At 72.4% G+C, this 20,685-nt stretch carries 17 protein-coding genes and 1 pseudogene; 6 read left to right on the forward strand and 12 right to left on the reverse strand.

The features are described 5' to 3' along the window. Positions 1-65 precede the first annotated feature (65 nt). The 6 genes and pseudogenes from ACFXPK_RS27035 to ACFXPK_RS27060 all read right to left on the reverse strand — a co-directional run bounded on the left by ACFXPK_RS27035 (position 66) and on the right by ACFXPK_RS27060 (position 4,204). A complete protein-coding gene (locus ACFXPK_RS27035) occupies positions 66-1,616 on the reverse strand; it encodes a DEAD/DEAH box helicase (protein WP_385004757.1) in 1,551 nt (516 codons plus the stop codon). Positions 1,617-1,733: 117 nt separating this feature from the next. After that, on the reverse strand, positions 1,734-1,937 hold the full coding sequence (locus ACFXPK_RS27040) for a cold-shock protein (protein ID WP_003969786.1): 204 nt from the start codon (positions 1,935-1,937) through the stop codon (positions 1,734-1,736). 326 nt (positions 1,938-2,263) lie between these two features. Next, positions 2,264-2,755, reverse strand: a pseudogene (locus ACFXPK_RS27045) (pyridoxamine 5'-phosphate oxidase family protein); the annotation flags it as partial. Between the two features lie 80 nt (positions 2,756-2,835). Further along, positions 2,836-3,075 (reverse strand): hypothetical protein, encoded by a 240-nt coding sequence (locus ACFXPK_RS27050; protein ID WP_385004761.1) that lies wholly within the window; start codon positions 3,073-3,075, stop codon positions 2,836-2,838. Beyond that, positions 3,059-3,310 (reverse strand): DUF6400 family protein, encoded by a 252-nt coding sequence (locus ACFXPK_RS27055; RefSeq protein ID WP_385079483.1) that lies wholly within the window; start codon positions 3,308-3,310, stop codon positions 3,059-3,061. Before ACFXPK_RS27055 ends, ACFXPK_RS27050 begins: the two co-directional genes overlap by 17 nt. A 237-nt stretch (positions 3,311-3,547) precedes the next feature. Continuing rightward, entirely contained in the window at positions 3,548-4,204 is a 657-nt protein-coding gene (locus tag ACFXPK_RS27060) for a TetR/AcrR family transcriptional regulator (RefSeq protein WP_385004765.1), read from the reverse strand. Positions 4,205-4,337: 133 nt separating this feature from the next. Here ACFXPK_RS27060 and ACFXPK_RS27065 point away from each other — a divergent pair, with 133 nt between their 5' ends. Together ACFXPK_RS27065 and ACFXPK_RS27070 are read left to right on the forward strand one after the other, a co-directional pair. Beyond that, positions 4,338-5,576 (forward strand): cytochrome P450, encoded by a 1,239-nt coding sequence (locus tag ACFXPK_RS27065; RefSeq protein ID WP_385079487.1) that lies wholly within the window; start codon positions 4,338-4,340, stop codon positions 5,574-5,576. A gap of 13 nt (positions 5,577-5,589) precedes the next feature. After that, on the forward strand, positions 5,590-5,847 hold the full coding sequence (locus ACFXPK_RS27070) for a ferredoxin (RefSeq protein ID WP_385004769.1): 258 nt from the start codon (positions 5,590-5,592) through the stop codon (positions 5,845-5,847). Here the strand turns inward: ACFXPK_RS27070 and ACFXPK_RS27075 are convergent. From ACFXPK_RS27075 to ACFXPK_RS27100, 6 genes are all read right to left on the reverse strand, one after another. After that, positions 5,780-6,412, reverse strand: coding sequence for a HutD family protein (locus ACFXPK_RS27075; protein ID WP_385079490.1), 633 nt, complete (start codon positions 6,410-6,412; stop codon positions 5,780-5,782). The genes ACFXPK_RS27070 and ACFXPK_RS27075 overlap by 68 nt on opposite strands. Beyond that, complete coding sequence (locus ACFXPK_RS27080) at positions 6,409-7,152, reverse strand: vWA domain-containing protein (RefSeq protein ID WP_385079493.1); 744 nt, start codon at positions 7,150-7,152, stop codon at positions 6,409-6,411. The genes ACFXPK_RS27075 and ACFXPK_RS27080 overlap by 4 nt, the downstream gene beginning before the upstream one ends. Before the next feature lie 203 nt (positions 7,153-7,355). After that, complete coding sequence (locus ACFXPK_RS27085; protein ID WP_385079496.1) at positions 7,356-8,816, reverse strand: glutamate synthase subunit beta; 1,461 nt, start codon at positions 8,814-8,816, stop codon at positions 7,356-7,358. Then, entirely contained in the window at positions 8,809-13,377 is a 4,569-nt protein-coding gene (gene gltB / locus ACFXPK_RS27090) for a glutamate synthase large subunit (RefSeq protein WP_385004346.1), read from the reverse strand. The genes ACFXPK_RS27085 and gltB overlap by 8 nt, the downstream gene beginning before the upstream one ends. A 485-nt stretch (positions 13,378-13,862) precedes the next feature. Next, complete coding sequence (locus ACFXPK_RS27095; protein ID WP_385004344.1) at positions 13,863-14,591, reverse strand: VIT1/CCC1 transporter family protein; 729 nt, start codon at positions 14,589-14,591, stop codon at positions 13,863-13,865. 155 nt (positions 14,592-14,746) lie between these two features. Next, positions 14,747-15,217 carry a GNAT family N-acetyltransferase gene (locus tag ACFXPK_RS27100; protein WP_385004342.1) on the reverse strand — a complete coding sequence of 157 codons (471 nt, stop codon included), beginning with the start codon at positions 15,215-15,217 and terminating at the stop codon, positions 14,747-14,749. Between the two features lie 142 nt (positions 15,218-15,359). On the opposite strand from ACFXPK_RS27100, the gene ACFXPK_RS27105 reads away from it, so the two are divergent. Genes ACFXPK_RS27105 through ACFXPK_RS27120 form a run of 4 tightly spaced genes read left to right on the forward strand, consistent with a single transcriptional unit; the run spans position 15,360 to position 20,656 of the window. Continuing rightward, complete coding sequence (locus ACFXPK_RS27105; RefSeq protein ID WP_385079500.1) at positions 15,360-16,556, forward strand: ADP-ribosylglycohydrolase family protein; 1,197 nt, start codon at positions 15,360-15,362, stop codon at positions 16,554-16,556. Then, positions 16,553-17,956, forward strand: coding sequence for an ADP-ribosylglycohydrolase family protein (locus ACFXPK_RS27110; protein WP_385079503.1), 1,404 nt, complete (start codon positions 16,553-16,555; stop codon positions 17,954-17,956). The genes ACFXPK_RS27105 and ACFXPK_RS27110 overlap by 4 nt, the downstream gene beginning before the upstream one ends. Continuing rightward, positions 17,916-19,148, forward strand: a complete 1,233-nt coding sequence (locus tag ACFXPK_RS27115) for an ADP-ribosylglycohydrolase family protein (RefSeq protein WP_385079505.1) — start codon at positions 17,916-17,918, stop codon at positions 19,146-19,148. Before ACFXPK_RS27110 ends, ACFXPK_RS27115 begins: the two co-directional genes overlap by 41 nt. Continuing rightward, positions 19,145-20,656, forward strand: coding sequence for an ADP-ribosylglycohydrolase family protein (locus tag ACFXPK_RS27120; RefSeq protein WP_385079507.1), 1,512 nt, complete (start codon positions 19,145-19,147; stop codon positions 20,654-20,656). Before ACFXPK_RS27115 ends, ACFXPK_RS27120 begins: the two co-directional genes overlap by 4 nt. Positions 20,657-20,685 lie beyond the last annotated feature (29 nt).

A 20,685-nucleotide genomic window follows, 5' to 3' on the forward strand; every position in this document is an offset into this window, starting at 1 on the left:
GGTGGGGGGGGTGGGGTGTTTTTCCACCCCCACCCCCCCGGCGCCCCACCTGCCGTTGTCCTCGTTCAGGCGGCCGTGCGCCGGCCGCCCTGGGCGCCACGGCCCGAGCCGCCCGCGCCGCCGGAACCGCCGGAGCCACCGCGGCGGCCACGGCTGCCGCGTGACGAACCGCCACCGGCCGCGCGCGCTCCGCCGTCCGGGTTGCCCCGGGCGGGACGGGAGGTACGCGTGCGCTGCGCCTTCGGCTTCTGCTGGACGACGGGCTGCGGCACCTCGATGGTGACGGCCACCCCGGAGGGCACCCGGGCGCCGGTGAGCGTCGCCAGCTCCTCGTCCGTGGACTTGATCCGCGCGGACCTCGGCGCAATGCCCGCGTCGGACATCAGCCGGGTCATCTCACGCCGCTGCTCGGGCAGGACCAGCGTGACCACACTGCCGGACTCCCCCGCCCTGGCGGTGCGCCCGCCGCGGTGGAGGTAGTCCTTGTGGTCGACGGGCGGGTCCACGTTCACGACCAGGTCGAGATCGTCGACGTGGATGCCGCGCGCCGCGACGTTGGTCGCCACGAGGCAGGTGACCAGACCGGTCTTGAACTGTTCGAGCGTCCGGTTGCGCTGCGGCTGCGAACGGCCGCCGTGCAGCCCGGAGGCCCGTACGCCGCTCGCCAGCAGCCGCTTGACCAGCCGGTCCACGGAACGCTTGGTGTCCAGGAAGAGCAGCACCCGGCCGTCCCGCGCGGCGATCCGCGTGGTGACTTCCTTCTTGTCCGTCTCGTCCAGGACGTACAGCACGTGGTGCTCCATCGTGGTGACCGCGCCCTGGGACGGGTCGACGGAGTGCACGACGGGGTCGGTGAGGTACTGCCGTACGAGCCGGTCGATGTTCTTGTCCAGCGTCGCCGAGAACAGCATCCGCTGCCCGTCCGGCTCGACCTGCTTGAGCAGCGCCGTGACCTGCGGCATGAAGCCCATGTCGGCCATCTGGTCGGCCTCGTCGAGCACGGTGATGGAGACCTGGTCGAGCCGGCACTCGCCGCGCTCGATGAGGTCCTTCAGCCGTCCCGGCGTGGCCACGAGCACCTCGGCGCCGCGCCGCAGCGCGCCCGCCTGCTTGCCGATGGAGAGCCCGCCGACGACCGTGGTCAGCTTCAGGTTGACGGCGGTGGCGTACGGGGTGAGCGCGTCGGTGACCTGCTGCGCCAGCTCACGGGTGGGCACCAGGACGAGCGCGAGCGGCGCGCGCGGCTCGGCACGGCGTCCGGCCGTACGGGCCAGCAGCGCGAGGCCGAAGGCGAGCGTCTTGCCGGAACCGGTCCGCCCGCGGCCGAGGATGTCCCGGCCGGCGAGGGAGTTCGGCAGGGTCGCGCCCTGGATCGGGAAGGGCTCGGTGACGCCCTGGGCGGTGAGGGTCTTCAGCAGCCCTGCGGGCATGTCCAGCTCGTCGAACGCCTCGACGGCGGGCAGTGCGGGGGTGAGGGTCTCCGGCAGCGTGAACTCCTGCGGCCGGGCGGGGGCGCGGCGGGCGGGTGCCTTCGCGGCTCCTCCCCTGGCGCGGGAGTTCACCGGGCGCTTACCGGCAGGTCGGGGTGCACGTGCCGGGCGTTCGGATCGAGTCATTCGGTACTAGCCTTCCTGGGCCTGAGGACGGCCTGGGCCTTGGGCCTGAGGACAGCGCGAGCCGGGGCCCGCACCGTGCAGGTGCGAGCCCCGGCTGCGAGGTACAACGTCCGGAGATCAGGCCGGGACGATGTTCTCCGCCTGCGGGCCCTTCTGGCCCTGCGTGACGTCGAACGAGACCTTCTGGCCCTCCTGGAGCTCACGGAAGCCCGAGGTGGCGATGTTCGAGTAGTGGGCGAAGACGTCGGCGCCGCCGCCGTCCTGCTCGATGAAGCCGAAGCCCTTTTCCGAGTTGAACCACTTCACGGTGCCAGTAGCCATGTCATTCTCCTAAAACAGGTGCAGAGCCGGAAATCCGCACTTTACGGATTCCTCGTCGCCGCATTGAGCCCCATCCGGAGAAGCCGGCAAAAACAATAATGCGCCTGAGGAACATTCCCGTCAGGCGCACATAAAGTTCATGGGTACCAAAACTGCAACGCAGTCAGTCTAGCACGCCTCGGTGGCGGAGATCGAGAGGGACACCTCACACTCCGGCGATCTTCCGCCGGTGGCGCCCGGGGGCCCTTCGGGCCCTTCTCGGCCCCCTTCACCGCGACCGGGAAGGTGATCACCACGGGGGTGGCCCGCGGGGTTCTCCCGGGGTCCTCGCGCGGCGGGCCCGCATCCGCGCCGCGCCGCGGGGTGCGGACGGGGCTCCCCTGTCGCCAGATCCGTACCAGCAGGTCAGAGCTGTCGACGGTGGTCTGCACGACCGCCTCGGGGCCGGCCCGGAAGAGCAGGAACGGCTCCGGCGGCGACCGATCGGCGGCGGACCGTGCCCGCACCGCCCCGCACCGCACCTCCACCGCGCGCCCGCCGATCCCGATGTCCCCGTCCGCCATTCGGTCGTCCGGGCCCGGATTCGCGTGCAGGGCGAATCACGGATCGCGCCCCAGATCCCGCGCCTTCCACGAATGAGGCATCATCCCGAGCCACAACTCCCCCCGGAGGAAGGTGACTTCGAGCCCGGTCACACGCGGGGAGCCGTCTTTTCCGACGGTGGCGAGCACACGGTGGGAGTACTTCTCGAATCGCCGCCGAACGGCCTCGGCGAAGCGCGGCTCCGTCGAGACGAAATCGGCCCGGATGAATGTCATGGGGCCAGTCGGTCAGGAATACCCGACATCTCCTGTCGCCATTCTTCCGGCGTTCGACCGCCGGGCGGGAGAGGCTCGGGTCAGGAGCAGGGGCCGCCGGGGCGGGGGACGCCGGGGCGGGTGTTCCACGACCACAGATGGGTGCAGCGCGGGCACTGGAGATGGACGACCGGCCCGTCGTTGGAGATCAGGTAGCGCCAGTGCTCACCGCAGTTGCGGCGGTCCGCGCAGGTCGCGCAGTGGCGGGCGTCGTCGCAGACGGGGCAGGCCACCCAGGCGCGGCGGGCGGGGTCCGCCTGGGGATCAATGGGCAGCCGCACGGCCCGGACCCTCTCCCGGCAGGACACCGGCCGCCACCAGCATGTCGTAGGTGCGCTGCTGCTCGGCGTCCAGGCCCGAGTAGAGGAGGGCGTACGCCTCGTCCTCGCCCTGGAGGGCGGCCACCGGGTCCCAGTCGGGACCGAGCGCGGCCACGACCTCGGTACGGCGCCGGGCCTCCTCGAAGGTCAGGTCGATCATGAAGCGGGTGAGCTCGTGGGCGTTGTCCTGGTTCATGGCGAGACTTCCGATGTGCGGACGGAACCCCACCATCCCTACCAGCCACTCCGGCGGCAGGGAAGGGTGGCCTAAGTCTCCCTCCGGCCGGCCGGGCGGCGCTCCGCCCGGCGCCGCGCGAGGGCGCCCGCCCGATCGGCGGACGACGGTGGGCCGTTGCCACCGGCCCGCACCGCCCGCCGGACCTCACCCGCCACGGACCCCTGTGACGCACTTCACGGCGGTCCGGGCGGCCCGTCAGTGCGGCTCGGCGGTGAAGCCGGCCTTCAGGGTGTCCAGGGTCAGCGGTCCGCCCGGGAGCGTGGAGCCTCCCGGGGCGCGCAGGGAGTCCAGCAGCAGGGCCATCGCCCGCTCCGAGACCTGCCAGGACGCCGCGTCGGAGACCGCGCGCATCGGGCGCAGCAGCAGGGAGAGCAGTGCGGCCACGTCGCCGGTTCCGACGTCGGGGCGCAGCGTTCCCTCCTCCTGGGCGGCGCGCACCACCTCGTCCAGGATCGTGAGCAGTTCGCGCCGGAATTCGGCGGCTTCCGGGTCCGCCACGACGGCGCGTGAGACCAGCGGGGAGAGGATGGTGAGCTGCACGCTCAACTGGAGTTCGCGGGACGTCCGCAGGAGTCTCACCAGGGCGTTCCAGGCGCTGGACTCCTCGGCGAGGGCGGCCCGCGCACCGGTGATGACCTGGGCGTAGCTGTCGTGCGCGACGGCCAGGATGAGTGAGGTCCGGTCGGGAAAGCGCCGGTAGAGGGTGCCGATGCCGACGCCCGCCCGACGGGCGATCTCCTCCATGGGCACGTCGGGGCCCTGGGCTCCGAACACCCGCTTGGCCGCCGCGAGGATCTGGTCACGGTTGCGCCGGGCGTCGGCCCGCAGGGGTCTTGCGGGGTCCTGCGCCATGTCACCGCCTCTCCGTACGGGGATGGCCGATTCTGCCACTCCTCATATGGACGAAAAACCTCCACTTAGTTAGCGTCGAGTGTGTGCACAGGTGATCCCGCTTTGGCTCCACTGCCTGGAATGGAGTGATCCGATGAGCAATCCCCCTGATGTCTCCGACCGGTCCGACGTGACCGACCGGTCCGACGTGACCATGCCGCTCGCCCGTACCTGCCCCTACGCCCCGCCCGCCGAGTACGAGCGGCTGCGCGAGCGGACTCCGGTCGCGCGGGTCTCGCTGCCCACCGGCACCACCGCGTGGGCGATCACGCGGCACGAGGACATCCGTACGGTGCTGGCCGATCCCCGGTTCAGCTCGGACCGGAAGGCGCCCGGGTTCCCCGCGCTCAGTCCGTCGGCGCGGAAGCTGGCCTCGGAGGCCAGGCCCACGATGATCGGCATGGACGGGTCCGAGCACGGTACTGCGCGGCGGGCCGTGCTGGGCGAGTTCACCGTACGGCGGATGCGGGGGCTCCAGCCGCGTATCCAGCAGATCGTGGACGAGTGCCTGGACGCCATGCTGGCCGGGCCCCGGCCCGCGGATCTGGTGACGGCGCTGTCCCTGCCGGTGCCCTCGCTGGTCATCTGCGAGCAGTTGGGGGTCCCGTACGCGGATCACGAGTTCTTCCAGCTCCATTCGTCCCGGCTGATCGGCCGCTCCCCGTCGTACGAAGAGAAGCACCACGCGCTGGCCGCGCTCCAGGGGTATCTGGGGACGCTGATCGCGGACAAGGAGCGGGAGCCGACCGACGATCTGCTCGGCCGGCAGATCGTCAAGCGCCGCGAGGAGGGCTCGTACGACCGGGAGGACCTGGTCGGTCTGGCGTTCCTGCTGCTCATCGCGGGTCATGAGACCACCGCGAACATGATCTCGCTGGGCACACTGGCGCTGCTGGAGCATCCGGAGGAGCTGGCGGCGCTGCGCGCGGACCCGGGGAGGACGCCGGCCGCCGTCGAGGAGATGCTGCGCTCGTTCACCATCGCCGACGCCGTGGTCTCCCGGGTGGCCACGGAGGACGTGGAGGTGGGCGGGGTGCTGGTCCGGGCGGGCGAGGGAGTCCTCGTCCTCAGCAACGCGGGCAACCACGATCCCGCGGTCTACCCGCGCCCGGACGCGCTGGACATCGAGCGGGGCGCCCGTAACCACCTCGCCTTCGGCTTCGGCGCGCACCAGTGCCTGGGGCAGAACCTGGCCAGGATGGAGTTGCAGATCGTCTTCGACACCCTGGTGCGGCGGGTTCCGGGGCTGAAGCTCGCGGCGCCCGTCGAGAAGCTGCCGTTCAAGAACGACAGTTCGGTCTACGGCATCTACGAGATGCCGGTCAGTTGGTGAAAGGAGCTTCCTCATGAGTACCGCACCACGGATCGTCGCGGACCGTACGCGCTGTGTGGGCGCCGGTCAGTGCGTCCTCGCCGCGCCGGAGCTGTTCGACCAGAGCGAGGACGAGGGCACGGTGGTCGTCCTGGCCGAGGAGGTCGGGGAGGACGACCTCGACAGGGTCCGGGAGGCCGTGCACATCTGCCCGAGCGGGGCGCTCAGGCTGGAGACGGTCGGGGAGGACCGGATCGGCGCGACCGGGCGGGCGGGACGGCCCGGAGCGTGACGAGCGCGGTGCGCCCTTCGCCGTGGAGGGTGACCGGGCCGGCGCCGGGCGTCAGGACCGCCGCGTCGTAGCGGTCGAGCGGGGTGGTGCCCCGGGGCGCCCCGGTCTCCAGGACGACCGGGGTCTCCAGGGCCACGGCCACCACCGTCCCGCCGTCCGCGCCGGGTACGGGGACGGGTGCAGTGCCCCGCACGACGGTGACCTCCGCGACCGTACGGTCCCTGCCGTACATGACGTTGAAGTTGACGACCGGGCCTGACAGGAGGAGGCAGCCGGTCGGCAGGTCGCCGGGGAAGGACTCCGGGGCGTACCGCTCGTCCACCCGTCGGCGCCGCCCGCCGACGGTGAGGTCCATGCCCGCGCCCTCGGCCAGGGTCAGGATGCGGTCGACGCCGGGGAAGACGGAGAACGGGCCGTCCCCGGCGACCTCCGCGAGGCTGATCCGCCAGTCGAATCCGGCCGTACCGGCGTGCTCGGGCCAGGAGGCGATCTCACGGGTGACGCCGCCGCCGTTGCGCCACGGCACGGCGGCGCGGCTCCCGGCACGCAGGACGCGCAGGGTCACGGGACGATGCCCTGGGCCCGTGCGGCGGCCAGCCAGTGCGGGAACTCGGCGGTCAGCCGGTCGTACAGCTCGCTGTCCGGGACCTCGCGCGGGTCCTGGCCCGCGTGGAAGAAGCCCGCGTTGTCGACGACCCGCTTCTGCGGGACGGGGAGTTCGTCGAGTTTGCGGAGGAAGTCGAACTGGCGGCTGTCCGGGTCGCCGAAGCCGATGAACTGCCAGAACAGCGGGAGCCGGGCGGCCTTGCAGAGATAGCGCTCGGCCGCCGGCCTGCTGATCGGGCCGCCGTCCGTCTGGAAGACGACCAGGGCGGGCGCGGTCGAGCCGCTGTCCAGGTAGTGGTCAATCACGGCGTCCATCGCCAGGTGGTAGCTGGTCTTCCCCATGTGCCCCAGCGAAGAGATGATCTTGGCGATACGGTCCTCGTGCCCGGCCAGGGAGATGTCCGTCTCCGCGTCGATGTCCGTCGAGAAGATGACGACCGGGACGATCCCGTCGTCGTCCAGGTTCGCCGAGAGTCCCAGCACCCGGTCCGCGAGGGCCTGGACCGTGCCGTCCCGGTAGTACTCGCGCATCGATCCCGAGTAGTCGAGGACGAGGTAGACGGCGGCGCGCTCCCCGCCGAGCCCGTTCTTCTCCAGGGAGACCTTGGCGCTCTTGTAGAGGCCGACCAGTGCGGGGGCGGTCTCCTCCAGCTTGCGCAGGCTGATGCCGGAAGGGGCGGAACCGGGAGCGGTGACCATGCGCGTCCTCTGCGGTCGGCGGGGGTGAATTCCCGTGATTCTCGCACTGGTTCGGTGATGCGGCCCCACGCACGCCACGGCGCCTGCCAGGGGTCCGGTCGGGGACTTGAGGCAGGCGCCGCGTCTTGCGGGAGGGCCCGGGAGACGCTCCCCGGGCCTACACCGCCCGTACGCCGTTGTACGGGAGTCTTGAATGGTACGGATCAGGCCATCAGCGCCCGGTCGGTGGGGCGGATCGGGGCGGGGAGGTCGCTGGCCCCGGTGAGGTGGCGGTCGACGCCGGCCGCGGCGGAGCGGCCCTCGGCGATCGCCCAGACGATCAGGGACTGGCCGCGGCCCGCGTCGCCCGCGACGTACACGCCGGGCACGTTGGTCGCGTACTGCGCGTCCCGTGCGATGTTGCCGCGCTCGTCCAGCTCCAGGCCGAACTGCTCGACCAGGCCGTTCTGCTGGTCGGTGCCGGTGAAGCCCATCGCGAGGGTGACGAGCTGGGCGGGGATCACGCGCTCCGTGCCCGCCTTCTGGTTCAGCTTGCCGTCCTTGAACTCCACCTCGATCAGGTGCAGGGACTGGACGTTGCCGTCCTCGTCGCCCTCGAAGTGGGTGGTGGAGACGGAGTAGAGCCGCTCGCCGCCCTCCTCGTGCGCGGAGGTGACCTTGTAGAGCATGGGGAAGGTCGGCCACGGCTGGTGCGCGGCGCGCTCGGCGCCGGGCTGCGGCATGATCTCCAGCTGGGTGACGGAGGCGGCGCCCTGGCGGTGCGCCGTACCGACGCAGTCCGCGCCGGTGTCGCCGCCGCCGATGACCACGACGTGCTTGCCCTCGGCGCTGATCGGGGAGACCGTCAGGTCGCCCTCCTGCACCTTGTTGGAGAGGGGCAGGTACTCCATGGCGAAGTGGATGCCGTTGAGGTCGCGGCCCGGGACGGGCAGGTCGCGGGAGATGGTGGCACCCGCGGCGATGACCACGGAGTCGTACCGCTTGCGGAGCGTCTGCGCGGTGATGTCCCGGCCGATCTCCGTCTCGGTACGGAACTTGGTGCCCTCCGCGCGCATCTGCTCGATACGGCGGTTGATGTGCGACTTCTCCATCTTGAACTCGGGGATGCCGTAGCGCAGCAGCCCGCCGATGCGGTCGGCGCGCTCGTACACGACGACCGTGTGGCCGGCCCGGGTGAGCTGCTGGGCCGCCGCGAGGCCGGCCGGTCCCGAGCCGATGACGGCGACGGTCTTGCCGGAGAGCCGCTCGGGGGGTTGCGGGGTGACGTCGCCGCTGTCCCACGCCTTGTCGATGATGGAGACTTCGACGTTCTTGATGGTGACGGCCGGCTGGTTGATCGCGAGGACGCAGGCGGACTCGCAGGGCGCCGGGCAGAGCCGTCCGGTGAACTCCGGGAAGTTGTTGGTGGCGTGCAGGCGCTCGCTCGCCGCCGTCCAGTCCTCGCGGTAGGCGAAGTCGTTCCACTCGGGGATCAGGTTCCCGAGCGGACAGCCGTTGTGACAGAACGGGATGCCGCAGTCCATGCAGCGCCCGGCCTGCTTGCTGATGATGGGGAGCAGCGAGCCCGGAACGTAGACCTCGTTCCAGTCCTTGACGCGCTCCTCGACGGGGCGGGACGTGGCGACTTCGCGCCCGGTGGTCAGGAAGCCCTTCGGGTCAGCCATTGGTCGCCGCCTCCATCATCTTCTCGGTGGTCTCGGTCTCGGAGAGACCTGCCAGCTCGGCGGCGTCCTTGGCGGCGAGCACTGCCTTGTAAGTGGTCGGGATGATCTTGCTGAAGCGTTCGGCGGCGGTCTCCCACTCGGCCAGCAGCTTCCCGGCGACGGTGGAGCCCGTCTCCTCCTGGTGGCGGCGCACCACGTCGTGCAGCCACTGCTTGTCGCTGTCGTCGAGGGGTTCGACGGCCGCCAGGTTCCCGGCGTTGACGTTGTCCGGGTCGAGGTCGATGACGTACGCGACACCGCCGGACATGCCGGCCGCGAAGTTGCGTCCGGTCTCGCCGAGGACGACGGCGTGGCCGCCGGTCATGTACTCGCAGCCGTGGTCGCCGACGCCTTCGGAGACGACCGTGGCGCCGGAGTTGCGGACGCAGAAGCGCTCGCCGGTGCGACCGCGCAGGAACAGCTCGCCGCCGGTGGCGCCGTAGCCGATGGTGTTGCCGGCGATGGTCGAGTACTCGGCGAGGTGTTCGGCGCCGCGGTCGGGGCGTACGACGACCCGGCCGCCGGAGAGGCCCTTGCCGACGTAGTCGTTGGCGTCGCCCTCCAGGCGCAGGGTGACCCCGCGGGGCAGGAAGGCGCCGAAGGACTGGCCGGCCGAGCCGGTGAAGGTGACGTCGATGGTGTCGTCGGGCAGGCCCGCGCCGCCGAACTTCTTGGTCACCCGGTGGCCGAGCATGGTGCCCACGGTCCGGTTGATGTTGCGGATGGCGACCTGGGCGCGGACGGGCTGGGCGGCCTCGGCGCTGTCGGCGCCGAGCGCGTCGGCGGCGAGCCTGATCAGCTCGTTGTCCAGGGCCTTCTCCAGACCGTGGTCCTGCTCGACGACCTGGTGGCGCGGGGCGCCCTCGGGCAGCTCGGGCACGTGGAAGAGCGGCGCGAGGTCGAGGCCCTGGGCCTTCCAGTGGTCGACGGCGCGCTCGGTGTCGAGGAGTTCGGCGTGGCCCACGGCCTCTTCGAGGCTGCGGAAGCCCAGCTCGGCGAGGAGTTCGCGGACCTCTTCGGCGATGAACTGGAAGAAGTTGACGATGTACTCGGCCTTGCCGGAGAAGCGCTCGCGCAGCACCGGGTTCTGGGTGGCGATGCCGACCGGGCAGGTGTCCAGGTGGCAGACGCGCATCATGACGCAGCCGGAGACGACGAGCGGCGCGGTCGCGAACCCGTACTCCTCGGCGCCGAGCAGCGCGGCGATGACGACGTCGCGGCCCGTCTTGAGCTGGCCGTCGGTCTGTACGACGATACGGTCGCGCAGGCCGTTGAGCAGCAGCGTCTGCTGGGTCTCGGCGAGGCCCAGCTCCCAGGGGCCGCCCGCGTGCTTGAGCGAGGTGAGCGGGGAGGCGCCCGTACCGCCGTCGTGGCCGGAGATCAGCACGACGTCGGCGTGTGCCTTGGAGACACCGGCGGCGACGGTGCCGACGCCGACCTCGGAGACCAGCTTCACGTGGATGCGGGCCTGCGGGCTGGCGTTCTTCAGGTCGTGGATGAGCTGGGCGAGGTCTTCGATCGAGTAGATGTCGTGGTGCGGCGGCGGGGAGATCAGGCCGACGCCGGGGGTGGAGTGCCGGGTCCTGGCGACCCACGGGTAGACCTTGTGGCCGGGGAGCTGGCCGCCCTCGCCGGGCTTGGCGCCCTGGGCCATCTTGATCTGGATGTCGTCGGCGTTGACGAGGTACTCGCTGGTGACGCCGAAGCGGCCGGAGGCGACCTGCTTGATGGAGGAGCGGCGGGCCGGGTCGTACAGCCGGTCCGCGTCCTCGCCGCCTTCGCCGGTGTTGGACTTGCCGCCGAGCTGGTTCATGGCGATGGCCAGCGTCTCGTGCGCCTCCTGGGAGATGGAGCCGTACGACATGGCGCCGGTGGAGAAGCGCTTGACGATCTCGGAGGCGGGCTCGACCTCGTCCAGCGGCACGGGGGCGCGCCCGGAGGTGATGTTGAACAGGCCGCGCAGCGTCATCAGCCGCTCGGACTGCTCGTTCACCCGGCCGGTGTACTGCTTGAAGATGTCGTAGCGGCGGGTGCGCGTGGCGTGCTGGAGGCGGAAGACCGTCTCGGGGTCGAACAGGTGGGGCTCGCCCTCGCGGCGCCACTGGTACTCGCCGCCGATCTCCAGCTTGCGGTGGCTCGCGGAGATCCCGGAGGCGGGGTAGCCCTTGGCGTGCCGGGCGGCGACCTCCTGGGCGACGATGCCGAGTCCGGCGCCGCCGATCTTGGTGGCGGTGCCGTTGAAGTACTTGTCGACGAACGCCTGGTCCAGGCCGACGGCCTCGAAGACCTGGGCGCCGCGGTAGGAGGCGACGGTGGAGATGCCCATCTTGGACATCACCTTGAGGACGCCCTTGCCGAGCGCGTAGATCAGGTTGCGGATCGCCTGCTCGGCCGTCAGGCCCTCGATGAACGTACCGGCGCGGACCAGGTCCTCGACGGACTCCATGGCGAGGTACGGGTTGACGGCGGCGGCGCCGAAGCCGATGAGCAGCGCGACATGGTGCACCTCGCGGACGTCGCCGGCCTCGACCAGCAGCCCCACCTGGGTGCGCTGCTTGGTGCGGATGAGGTGGTGGTGGACGGCCGCGGTGAGCAGCAGCGAGGGGATCGGGGCGTGCTCGGCGTCGGAGTGCCGGTCGGAGAGCACGATGTTCCGGGCGCCGCTCTCGATGGCGGCGTCGGTCTCGGCGCAGATCTCCTCTATACGGGCGGCGAGGGCGTCGCCGCCGCCGCTGACCCGGTAGAGACCGGAGAGCGTGGCGGCCTTCATGCCCGGCATGTCGCCGTCCGCGTTTATGTGGACGAGCTTGGCCAGCTCGTCGTTGTCGATCACCGGGAAGGGCAGGGTGATGCTGCGACAGGACGCGGCGGTCGGCTCCAGCAGGTTGCCCTGCGGGCCGAGCGAGGAGCGCAGCGAGGTGACCAGTTCCTCGCGGATGGCGTCCAGCGGCGGGTTGGTGACCTGCGCGAAGAGCTGGGTGAAGTAGTCGAAGAGCAGCCGGGGCCGGGCGGAGAGCGCGGCGATCGGCGAGTCCGTACCCATGGAGCCGATGGGCTCGGCGCCCGCGCGGGCCATGGGGGCGAGCAGGACGCGCAGCTCCTCCTCGGTGTACCCGAAGGTCTGCTGGCGGCGGGTGACCGAGGCGTGCGTGTGCACGATGTGTTCGCGCTCGGGGAGGTCGGACAGCTCGATCTCGCCGGTCTCCAGCCACTCCTTGTAGGGCTGTTCGGCGGCGAGGGACGCCTTGATCTCGTCGTCCTCGATGATGCGGTGCTCGGCGGTGTCGACGAGGAACATCCGGCCGGGCTGGAGGCGGCCCTTGCGGACGACCTTCGCCGGGTCGATGTCGAGGACGCCGACCTCGGAGGAGAGGACGACGAGTCCTTCGTCGGTCACCCAGTAGCGGCCGGGGCGCAGCCCGTTGCGGTCGAGGACGGCGCCGACCTGGGTGCCGTCGGTGAAGGTGACGCAGGCGGGGCCGTCCCACGGCTCCATCATCGTGGCGTGGAACTGGTAGAAGGCGCGCCGGTCGGCGTCCATGGAGTCGTGGTTCTCCCACGCCTCGGGGACCATCATCAGCACGGAGTGCGGCAGCGACCGGCCGCCGAGGTGGATCAGCTCCAGGACCTCGTCGAAGGAGGCGGAGTCGGAGGCGTCCGGCGTACAGACGGGGAAGATCCGCTCCAGCTTCGCGGCGGTGTCCGCGCCGAAGAGGTCCGAGGCGAGCTGGGACTCGCGGGCGCGCATCCAGTTGCGGTTGCCCTTGACCGTGTTGATCTCGCCGTTGTGCGCGACGAAGCGGTACGGGTGGGCGAGCGGCCAGCTCGGGAAGGTGTTGGTGGAGAACCGGGAGTGGACCAGGGCGACGGCGGTCGCGAACCGGCGGTCCGACAGGTCGGGGAAGAACGGTTCGAGCTGGCCGGTGGTGAGCATGCCCTTGTAGACGACGGTCCGGGCGGAGAGGGAGGGGAAGTAGACCCCGGCCTCGCGCTCGGCGCGCTTGCGCAGCAGGAACGCCTTGCGGTCCAGGGCGATGCCGGTGCTGGTGCCGTCCGCGACGAAGAGCTGGCGGAAGGCCGGCATCGTCGAGCGGGCGGTGGAGCCGAGCAGCTCGGGGGCGACGGGGACCTCGCGCCAGCCGAGGACGTTCAGGCCCTCCTCGGCGGCGATCGTCTCGATCCGTGAGACGGCGTCCGTGGCGTCGTCGGCGGGCAGGAAGCCGATGCCGACGGCGTACGAGCCGGCCTCGGGCAGGTCGAAGTCCGTGACCTCGCGGAGGAAGGCGTCCGGCACCTGGAGCAGGATGCCCGCGCCGTCGCCGGAGTCGGGCTCGGAGCCGGTGGCGCCGCGGTGTTCGAGGTTGCGCAGTACGGTCAGCGCCTGCTCCACCAGCTCATGGCTGGCAACACCGGTGAGGGTGGCCACAAAGCCGACGCCGCAGGCGTCGTGCTCGTTACGGGGGTCGTACATCCCTTGCGGGGCGGGGCGACCGTCCATGGGCGACCAGGCGTCGGAACGCATCGGCTCTCCCGTCGTCGTGTGTATCGGCTTGGCATATGCGATTACCGAGGGACGACGCTGGCCCTCCAAGAAATTTCGTGCAGGTTACATGATGGAAAGCTTCTCGGGAAGCGGATAGCACGTTCCAGCATGTGGACACCGCTCGTAGCGGTGGATGTGGGGGCGCAGACGGACAGATCGTCGTCCGTTCGGCTGTGGCGGAGCGGGCTTCATTGCCTGCGGCGCCTACGGCTCATGCCCGGTGATGAACGACTCGAAACCGCCGGGTAACGGCTACATATGTGGCGCCAGGCATAGTGTCGCATCCACCTGGCCGGAATGCCCAGGGACGTAGGTCACAGGGGGGACGATTTCCCCCGCCGCGCTGGGCCGGGCGGGGGAAAGTTTTCGGCCGCGCCATGTGTCGTACGCATGTACGGCGCGTGGCGGGCACGTACGGGGCGGAGGTGTCCGGTGGGCAGGACGGGGCCGCGCGGCGCGGACCGTCAGAGCGCGGCACCGAACAGGGCGCCCAGTCCGTAGGTGAGCGCCGCCGCCGTACCGCCGAGGACGAGCTGCCGCAGTCCGCTGTACCACCAGCTCCGCGCGGTCACCCGGGCCACCAGCGCGCCGCAGGCGAAGAGCCCGGTGAGGGCGAGCAGCACCGCGGGCCAGAGCACGGTGGCGCCGAGCAGATACGGCAGGACGGGCAGCAGCGCCCCCAGCGCGAAGGAGCCGAACGACGACACGGCGGCGACCAGCGGCGAGGGGAGGTCGTCGGGGTCGATGCCCAGCTCCTCACGGGCGTGGATCTCCAGCGCCTGCTCGGGGTCGCGCGAGAGCTGCGTGGCCACCTCCAGAGCCAGGTCCGGCGTCACGCCCCGGGAGACGTAGAGCGCGGCCAGCTCGGCCCTCTCGTCCGCCGGGTGCGCGCGCAGCTCCCGCCGCTCCACGTCCAGCTCGGCCATCACCAGCTCCCGCTGGGAGGCGACGGAGGTGTACTCGCCCGCGGCCATGGAGAAGGCGCCCGCGGCGAGCCCGGCCAGTCCGGTGATCACGATCGTCTGCTGCGAGACGGCGCCGCCGGCGACCCCGGTCATCAGCGCCAGATTGGAGACCAGCCCGTCCATCGCGCCGAACACCGCGGGGCGCAGCCAGCCGCCGTTCACATCGCGGTGCGTGTGATTGTCACGGTGGGCCTCGTGGAGCGTGGCCTCGGTTTCGATGATGGACATTGCTTCTCCCCTTCACGGGGGCGGATCCCGGTCCGTCCGCGGACCGGCGCACACCCCCCAACGCTTCGAAAATACGCACGAAAAATCGCTCCCGCCAGCAAGGAAGGCCGTACTTACCAGGCAGGAGAGAGGGTGGGGAGAGGAAAGAAAGGCGGTCAGGCGTACGGGCCGTCGGACGGCAGGTCGCGGTGGAGGACGGCCATGGGCCGCCCCGGCCCGTCATGGTCCTCGACCATCTCCACGGTGAAACCGAGCCGGCGATGGAAGGCGAGAGAACCGGTGTTGCCCACCGAGGTGATCGCCTTGAGCCGCCGCGCGCCCTGCCCCCGCGCGGCCTCGGTGAACGCCCCGTACAGCCGTCGCCCGAGGCCGGTGCCCCGCGCGTCGTCCCGGACGGCGACGAGATGGACGTACCCCGTGCCCGTCGGGGTGACGAACCCGAAGAGATAGCCGCGGATGGTGTCCCCGGCGCGCGCCACCAGGCTGGTCGCGCCGAACTCCCGGACCAGTGCGAGCTGGTGCAGCGAGCGGAGATCGCGCTCGCCCCAGTAGCGGGCATGGTCGGCGAGCACCTGATGGACGTCCGCCGTCCGCGCCGGTTCGATCCGCGTCCCGTCCGCTGTCATGGGGACGAGCATGGCAGGCGCGCCCCGCGCCGGGAATGCCACCCGGGTGACAGCGGGGCGCCGTCCGACTCGTCCGGTGTTCCGTGTGGCAGGGATGGCAGAAGGCGCCGTGGGTGCGGAGGCCGAGGTGAGGGGGCACGCCGTGGAACAGACCGCATGCGACCCCGCCGCCGGGGTCGCGGTGGTACGCGACCGGGCGCGCGGCGCACTGCTGGGACTGGCCGTCGGCGACGCGCTCGGGGCGCCCGCCGAGAACATGCGGCCCTCCGAGATCCGGCGCCGCTGGGGCCGGATCGAGGGGTTCGTGGCCGAGCACCCGGCCGGTACGGACGACACCGAGTACGCCGTCTTCTCCGGGCTGCTGCTCGCCCGGCACGGCTCGGCCCTGACCGTCGCGCATGTCGAGAAGGCGTGGCACCACTGGCTCGCCGACCACGACGAGGGCCCGTTCCGCGGGGCCGGTTTCAGCGAGCGCGGCACCCTGGAGAACCTGCGGCGCGGGCTCGCCGCGCCGATCACCGCCCAGCACCGGCACGCCTGGAGCGACGGGCTCGCGATGCGGGCCGCGCCGTTCGGGGTCTTCGCCGCGGGCCGCCCCGAGGAGGCGGCCCGCCTGGTCGCCGTCGACGGCCGGGTCAGCCACGACGGCGAGGGCATCTACGGCGGCCGGGCGGTCGCGGCGGGTGTCGCCGCCGCGATGACGGGCGCCGGACCCGCCTCGGTGATCGCCGCCGCGCTCTCCGTGGTCCCCATGGACTCCTGGACGGCCCGCACCCTGCGCCGCGGCGTCGTCGCCGCGCAGCGCACCTACCCCGACACCCTCACCAGGGAACGCGCGGTCCGCTCGGCGGTGGTCATCGGCGGCTACCCGTGGACCGATCTGGCCCCCGAGGCGGTCGGCCTCGCCTTCGGCGCGTTCGCGGCGGCGCGCGGCGACTTCCGTACATCGGTGCTCACGGCCGTCAACATGGGCCGCGACGCGGACACCACGGCGGCGGTCGCGGGCGCGCTGGCGGGCGCCCTGTCGGGGGCCCGCGCGATCCCCTCGGAGTGGGCCTCGGCCATCGGCCCGGTACGGGGAAGCTGTCTGCCCTCGATGCGCGGCTACCACGTCCTGGACATCGCGGACCTGCTCACGCCGTACGACGACGACCTGTTCGACCGCGAGCCGCACCACCACGACGCGCACCACCACGTCGCGTGCGACCACGACGCGCACCACCACGGCACGTGCGACCGCGGCACGTGCGACGGCGCGCACGACGGCGATCCGCGCGAGGACGATCCGTACGACGCTTCGTACGACGCTTCGTACGACGACGGGAAGGCGGCCTCATGACGGCGGAACGCGACGACGCACGGCGGACGGCGGGGCGCGCCCCGGGCGGGGCCGTCGTACGGGGATACGGCTCCGGCGTGGCGCTCGCCCCGGACGCGGCGCGTACGGACGCGTCGGCCCCGGAGACCGCGCGTACGGACGTGTCCGGGCGGCGCCTCGTGCGGGTGGCCGGAGGCCTCCTCCACCTCGGCGTTCCGCGCGCCGGGGACCTCCCCGCCGGACGCGATCCGGCGCGGCGGATCGAGGGCCTGCTCCTCGGACTCGCCGCCGGGGACGGCGCGGGCTGGCCCGCCGCACGCCACCGGGCGGCCCGGATGCCCGAGTGGACCCGGCGGCTCACCCGTGAGCTGGACACCTTCGCCGAGCAGAACGCGACCACCACCCTCCCCGTCCCCATCGCCCTCAACCAGCCGCCGGAACCGCTCCGGCTCGGGCCCTCCGACGACGCCGAGTGGGCCGCCTTCGCCGCCGGGTGCGTGCTCGCCGCCGCGGGCCGGCGCTTCGACGGATTCACCGCGGGCCGCAGGATGCGCGTCGCCGTCGACCGGGCCTGGAACGCCCTGGCCGGGGAGATCGCCGCCGCGGCGGCCCGCGCGCCCGAGGTCGAGTCGGCGGTGCCGCCGCTGCGTGCCCGGATCTCCGTACGCGCCGGTCTCGGCAATCTCGCCACCGGGCTGCGCCCGCCCGCCACCGGCCATGACAACCCGCACTACTTCGACGACGCGGCCTGTGTGCGCGCCGCCGTCCTCGCCATCGTCCACCCCGGCGACCCGGCCGGCGCCGCCGCGCTCGCGGAGTTCGACGCCCGGTACACCCAGGACGGCGACGGGGTGCACGGCGCCCGCGCGATGGCCTCGGCCGTCGCCGCCGCGCTGGGCGGAGCGGACCCCGAGGAGGCCGTGGACGCCGCGCTCTCCCAGCTCCCCGGCACCACGGAGATCGGCCGCAACGCCCGCCACGCCGTGAAACTCGCCCGGGACTTCGCCCATGAACCGGCCGGCGCCTTCGCCCTCGTACCGCTGCTGGAACATCAGATCGTCGACCACGTCTACAGCTACGGCATCGCCGCGGCCGAGACCGTCCCCGTCGCCCTCGCCCTGACCCTCGCCGCCCGTGGTGAGGTCAGCGGCGCCGTACCGGCCGCCGCCTGTCTCTCCCGGGTCGCGGACTCCGCCCCCGCGCTGGCCGGGGCGCTGACCGGCGCGCTCGGCGGCGGGGACGCCGTGCCCGTCGCCTGGCGGGACGCCTGTCGCACCCTCGCGGGGTGTGCGCTGCCCCGGCTCGCCGGGACGGATCTGGTCGAACTCGCCGAGCGGCTCACGGCCACGGAACTGACCGCCCCGGGGGGACAATTCCGACATGACGACGCTGAGCACTCCCCCGACGCCCGGCACACCTGACTCCCCCGCACCTCCCACGGCACCGGCCCTCGCCGCACCGACCCTCGCCGACCGGATCGCCGGCGCGCTGACCGGCGCGGCCGTCGGCGACGCGCTCGGCGGACCGGTCGAGGGGTACTCCCCCGAGCAGATCGTGGAGCGGCACGGCGGCCGGGTGACCGGCATCGTCGGGCCGTGGCACGAGGACTGGCGCACCGCCCGCCCCCTCGCGCCGTACCACAAGGGCGACGGCCACATCACGGACGACACCCTGATGACCCACGCCCTGATCCGGGTGTACACCACGGTCCGCGACCACCTCGACGCGTACGCGATCGCCGAGCACCTGGTCCCCGACCTGATCTCCACCCCGCGCTGGATCCCCGAGCTGGAGACCGAGGCGCTGCCCCTCCAGCGGATCTTCCTCGCCGAGAAGTGGCTGGTCGCACGGGTGCACTACGGGCATGTCGACCCGCGCGAGGCGGGCACGGGCAACATCGTCAACTGCGGCGCCGCGATGTACATGGCGCCGGTGGGACTGGTCAACGCCGCGCATCCGCGCGCCGCGTACGCCGAGGCCATCGAGGTGGCGGGCGCGCACCAGTCCTCGTACGGACGGGAGGCGGCCGGGGTCTTCGCGGCGGCCGTCGCCGCCGCCTGCGCGCCGGACGCCACGCCCGCCACCGTGGTGGAGACCTGCCTCGGCGTCGCGAAGGACGGCACGCGCGCGGCGATCGAGGCGGTGTGCGAGGTCGCCTCCCGCCACCGCTGCACGGAGTCGGCGCTGCGCGGGCTGCGCGACGCCGTCGCCCCCTTCGACACGGTGGGACCGCACTACCGCGCCCCCTCCCTGGGCGCCCGCAGACCCTCCCGGCTGCACTCCATCGAGGAACTCCCCATCGCGCTGGGCATGTTGCTGATCGGCGCGGGCGACTACCGCCGTACGGTGCTCGGTTCGGTCAACTACGGCCGGGACTGCGACTCGATCGCCACGATGAGCGGCGCGCTCGCGGGCGCCCTGGGCGGGAAGGCGGCGGTCCCCGCGGAGTGGGCGGACCGGGTCGCCGAGGCGAGCCGCCTCGATCTGCACGCCCCCGCACGGGAGTTGACGGAGGTCGCGTACGAGATGTTCGCGCGGGACAGGGAGCGGCGCCGCGCCCACGAGTCGGCCTTCGCCCGGCTGACGGGGCGTCCGTTCCAGGAGGTACGGTGACGGGCCTGCGGCTCACCTGGGTGCAGCCCGAGGATCTGGTCGGCCATGAGCTGCGCCAGGCGGCGGAGGACGGCCGCGACGCCGCGGAGATCGCCGGCCGCTGGTACGCGGCGGGCGGCGCGCCCGCCCCGGACCGCGCGGGCGTCTCGCCGGAACCGGCCTCTCCCGCGCTGCGGTCGCTGGCCGGGCGGCTGCTCGACGAGCTGGCCGAGCTGCCCGTCCCGCGCGCCGGGGCCGAGCCCACGGAGCTGGCCGCGATCCGGGCGGCCTGCCCGTCCTGGCCCACCGCACCGCGGGACCCGGCCGGAGCCGGGGGCACGGCCGTACCGGGGGACGCGCCAGGTCCGCCGGAGCCATGGGACGGCGGCCCCCGCGCCGCCCTCACCCAACCGGCCCTGCACGCCGCCTGGCTGGGCCGCGCCGCCGGCTGTCTGCTCGGCAAGCCCGTCGAGAAGCTTCCCCTCGCCGGTATCCGCGCCCTGGGCCGCGCCACCGGCAACTGGCCACTGCGCACCTGGTTCACCGCGCGCGGTGTACCGGCCGGACTGGCCGCCGCGTACCCCTGGAACCGGCGCTCCGCACCGACCTCGCTCGCCGAGAACATCGACGGGATGCCCGAGGACGACGACCTCGACTATCCGCTCCTCAACCTGCTGCTCCTGCGGCGCCACGGACCGGAGTTCACCACCGCGCAGCTCGCCCGGGTGTGGCTGGACGAGCTGGCCGCCGGGCGTACGTTCACCGCCGAGCGGATCGCGTACCGCAATCTGCTCGCCGGGATCGAGCCGCCGGAGACCGCCCGGTACCGCAACCCGTTCCGGGAGTGGATCGGGGCCGCCATCCGGGCCGACGTCCACGGCTGGACCCACCCCGGCGACCCCGCGTCCGCCGCCGCGCAGGCCCACCGGGACGCGACGCTCAGCCACACCGCCAACGGGGTGTACGGCGCGATGTTCGTCGCGGCGGTCATCGCGGCGGCGGCCCGCAGCGCCGATGTGCACGCCTGTCTGCGCGCCGGACTCCGCGTCGTACCACCGCGCTCCCGGCTGGCCGAGGCCGTCCGACTCGGCATCGAAACGGCCCGGGGACAGAGGGAGTTCGACGCCGTGGCCGACGTACTGCACGCCGAACTCGGCCACTACCACTGGGTCCACGCGGTACCCAACGCCGCGTTGCTCGCCGCCGCGCTCACCCATGCGGACGGTGACTTCAGCGGCTCCATCTGCCGTGCCGTGTCCGGGGGCTGGGACACCGACTCCAACGGCGCGAGCGCCGGTTCGATCGCCGGGCTGCTGGCCGGGCACCCGGCCAGGCTCCCCGACCGCTGGACGGCGCCGCTCAAGAACCGGCTCACGACCTCCGTCGGCGGCTTCCACGGCACCGGCTTCGACACCCTCGCGGAACTGACCCGCGAGGCCACCCGCACCGTACGCACCGAGACCGATACCGATACCGAGACTCCGACGGATACGCATACGCATACGGATACGGAGACCGAGGCACGATGACCGACCAGACGGATCCGACCGACCCGACG

The organism is Streptomyces sp. NPDC059142 (assembly GCF_042755665.1).
In the GTDB taxonomy this organism is placed as follows: domain Bacteria; phylum Actinomycetota; class Actinomycetes; order Streptomycetales; family Streptomycetaceae; genus Streptomyces.